The organism is Streptomyces alkaliphilus, assembly GCF_014141535.1.
Lineage (GTDB): Bacteria > Actinomycetota > Actinomycetes > Streptomycetales > Streptomycetaceae > Streptomyces > Streptomyces alkaliphilus.
The window spans coordinates 1-3,274 of the sequence record NZ_VKHT01000597.1 but is presented as its reverse complement, the minus strand read 5'-3'; the positions used below and the strand labels follow the sequence as shown (position 1 = coordinate 3,274).

At 76.8% G+C, this 3,274-nt stretch carries 1 protein-coding gene and 2 pseudogenes; 2 read left to right on the top strand and 1 reads right to left on the bottom strand.

Translation table 11 applies throughout. The features are described from left to right. Both FNQ90_RS17240 and FNQ90_RS17235 read left to right on the top strand, forming a co-directional pair. Positions 1–1,322 (top strand): annotated as a pseudogene (locus FNQ90_RS17240) (sacsin N-terminal ATP-binding-like domain-containing protein); the annotation flags it as partial. A gap of 273 nt (positions 1,323–1,595) precedes the next feature. Beyond that, positions 1,596–2,351, top strand: a complete 756-nt coding sequence (locus tag FNQ90_RS17235; RefSeq protein ID WP_182607202.1) for an HdeD family acid-resistance protein — start codon at positions 1,596–1,598, stop codon at positions 2,349–2,351. Between the two features lie 81 nt (positions 2,352–2,432). Here the strand turns inward: FNQ90_RS17235 and FNQ90_RS17230 are convergent. Next, positions 2,433–3,274: pseudogene (locus FNQ90_RS17230) on the bottom strand (hypothetical protein); the annotation flags it as partial.

The following is a 3,274-nucleotide window of genomic DNA, read 5'->3' as shown; positions in this document are numbered from 1 at the left end:
TGTGTATAAGAGGCAGCGACGAGGACGCCGAACCCACCCCCGCCGGCGAACTCGTCCTGCCCGGCAGCCCGTTCCACGCCGTCATCCGCGACGGCGAACTCCCCCTGTGCGACCCGGAACTCGTCGAACACTGGGGAGAGGGACCGCTCGCCGCCGTGGGGGTGCAGGCCCGCTTCGCGCTGCACCGCGCGGAGGAGGTCGTCCTCGACCCCGACGAGCTGGTCCCCGAGGACCGCCGCGATCCCGGCTATCCCGAGCCCGACGACCTCGGCCTGCTCGACGCCGTGGACGTGTGGTGCGAGGACGCCCTGGACGACCTCCCCGACACCCCGCTGCCGCCGGTCGCCGCCGAGGTGGTGGGCGTGCGCGACCTGGAGCTGGTGGACGACGACCGCTGGCCGCTCGCCCTGGCCCAGCTCTCCGAGCCACCGCTGCGCGAGGCCCTCACCCGCCCGGTGAGGGTGCTCCTGCCCGACGGGACGGTGGAGACCACCCGCCCCTACACGGCGTGGTGGCTGCGCGGCGCCCCCGTCCTGGGCGGGCGGCGCCCCGCCGGGCTGCGCACCCCCGACGGGGATCCCCTGCTCATCGACCTCTACGACACCGTGGAAGCCGGGCACACGGCCGGGGTGGACGAACGCGTCCTGCGGGCACTGGGCGTGCGGACCACCGCCGCCGCGCTCCTCGACGAGCCGGGTGGTGCGGCCGAGTTGCTCTCCCGTCTCGCCGACCCCGACCGGGAGGTGGACCCCGCCCGCCTGCACGGCCTCTACACGCTCCTCGCGGAACTGGACCCGGAGGAGGTCACGCTCCCCGACGAGTTGCGCGCCGTCGTCCTCGGTGGTGACGCGACCCGTGACGGCGGGGCCCGGAGCGTGGTCGTGCCCGCGGGGGAGGCCCTGGTCGCCGACGCCCCCGATCTGCTGCCGCTCGTCCCCGGGCGTCCGCTGCTGCCCTGCGACCCGCTCCGTGCCGCCGCGCTCGGTGTGCTGCTCGAGGTTCCGTCGCTGGGCGCCACCCTCGCGAAGAGGGCCGCCGTTCCGCCGGACGCCGGGGAGGAGCGGGAGGTGCCCGCCGCCGCCCGCGTCCTCCTGGGCCCCGACGCCCCCGACCGGTACCGCGAGCACGAGGAGCTGGTGGTGGACGGGGTCGAGGTGGACTGGCGGCTGTGCGACGGCATCGTGCACGCCGCCACCGTCGAGGGGCTGGCCGCCGGGCTGGCCCGGGCCGCCGGTCGCTGGTCTCGGCGGTTCGAACTGGCCGCCCTGCTGGAGGACCCGTCCCGGACCGGCGAACTGGCCGTGGCCCGCTGGTTCGACTGACCGGCCGATCCGACGGAACCCCGATCCGACGGAACCCCGATCGGGCCGCGCCCCCCGTTCGGCACACCCGCTCCCCGGGGTGCGGAACCGCCCGTGGCGGGTTTCACTCGGAGGGAGCAGTTCACGGGGTCGGAGGGGCGACGGCGCGGCGCCGCCGTCCCCACCCGACCCGTCCGGCCCCCGGGGATCCGTGGGCGTCCTCGACGCTTCCGACGTGTCCGAAGCACCCGCCGGGAGGGGGCCGGATCCCCGAGCAACCCCCGGGAGCACTCCATGGCACGAACGGAAGTCTCCGGAGCCACCGCGCTCTCCGCGATCGATGTCCGGCCCGGCGGCGGCGCCCGTCGCCGCGACCCCGCCTCCGGCCCGGCGGACGCCGCCGGGGCGACCCACTGGGAGGAGTTCGGGAACCGCCCCTCCGGTGGGTCACCACCGGGCGGCCCGGGTGGTTCCCCGCCCGGCGCCCCCGGCCCGTACGAACTGGGGGGCTTCGCGAGCCGATTGGCCGGGGCGTGGTGGGGCTCGGCCCTGGCACTGGGTCTGGGCACCATCGCGCTCGGCGTGATCGCCCTGGTGTGGCCGGGCCGCACCGTCGCCGTCCTCGGTGTGCTCTTCGGCATCTACCTGCTGGTCAGCGGCATCGTCCAGTTCGTCCACGCCCTCGGTCCGCGCTTCACCGGCGGCACCCGGTGGCTGCTGTTCCTCAGCGGCACCGCCTCGGTGATCCTCGGCCTGCTCTGTTTCCGGAGCATCGCCCAGTCGGTGGTGTTGCTGGCCCTGTGGATCGCCATCGGTTGGCTGTTCCGGGGCGGGGCCGAACTGGCCGCCGCGACGGCGGGCGGCCCCGGGGCCGGTTGGTCGGTGGCGTTGGGTGTGCTGAGCGTCCTCGCCGGCGCGGTCCTGCTGATCTTCCCCATCGAGAGCGTGCTGGTGCTCGCCGTCGTGGCCGGTTGCTGGCTGATCGCCCTCGGTCTGTTGGAGATCGTCGCGGCCTTCCGGCTGCGGCGCCTCTCCCACCGCACCGCCTGACGGCGGCCCGGGCGGGGCCGGCCGGGAGCGGCTCCGCCGTCACGGGGTCCCGGCGGCGCGCGGAGACCCCGTGACGGCCGCTCAGACCCCCACGTGGTGCGGCGCGGCCCATCGGGAGGGTCCGGCGCCCGTGGTCCGCCGGGCGGCCCGCACCGCGGCGTGCAGCACGCGGGCGGTGTCGGGGAACGTCTCCCCCTTCCCCTTCCCTTCCGCCCCCGCGCGGCGCAGCCGCAGGTGGAACTCCCTGGCCAGTTCGACCGCGAAGTCACCGGGCGCGGACGGCGCGGCGCCGACCCGGACCGGCCCGTCGCCGGTGTCCCGGGCCCCTCCGGATTCCCCGGGTTCCTCGGGGTCCCCGGCCCACGGCCACAGCGGGCCCACCACCGACGGCACCCCCGCCAGGTGCAGGTTCACCGTCGGGGGTGGCGCGGTCATCCCCCCGTCGTCCGTGGTCGGCGGGGAGCCGTACTCGGACAGGTACGCCACCCGGGGGCCCCGGCCGTCGAGCGGGTGCGCCTTCCCGCCGACACCCCCAACCGCGTGGGCGACGCCGGCGTGGCGCAGGGCCCGGGTGACCTCCCGCGGATCGTTCCGCGGATCGCCGGTGCCCGGACCGCCGAACACCGGCGCGTCGGGCAGCAGACCGCGCACCGCGGCGATCTCCCGCCCCGGGAGCCGCGCCGATCCCGCGTCCATTCCGTCGCCCACCACCACGACGCCGTTCCGGGGACGGCCCCCATCCCTCCTTCCGGCGGGTTCCGGCGTCGTGCGACGGGCCGCCGCGCGTTCCCGGGCGAGCAGCAGTGAGCGGATCGAGGGCACGGTCGAGAACACCACCCGGGCCGCCGGCCCGTCGTACCGGCCGGCGGCGTGCAGCGGCAGCCGTGCCAGGGGGCCGCCCGTCACCCACCACAGGCGGGGCG

Coding starts and splice junctions, on each gene's coding strand:
- FNQ90_RS17235 (WP_182607202.1), top strand. CDS start 1,596: ATGGCACGAACGGAAGTCTCCGGAGCCACCGCGCTCTCCGCGATCGAT.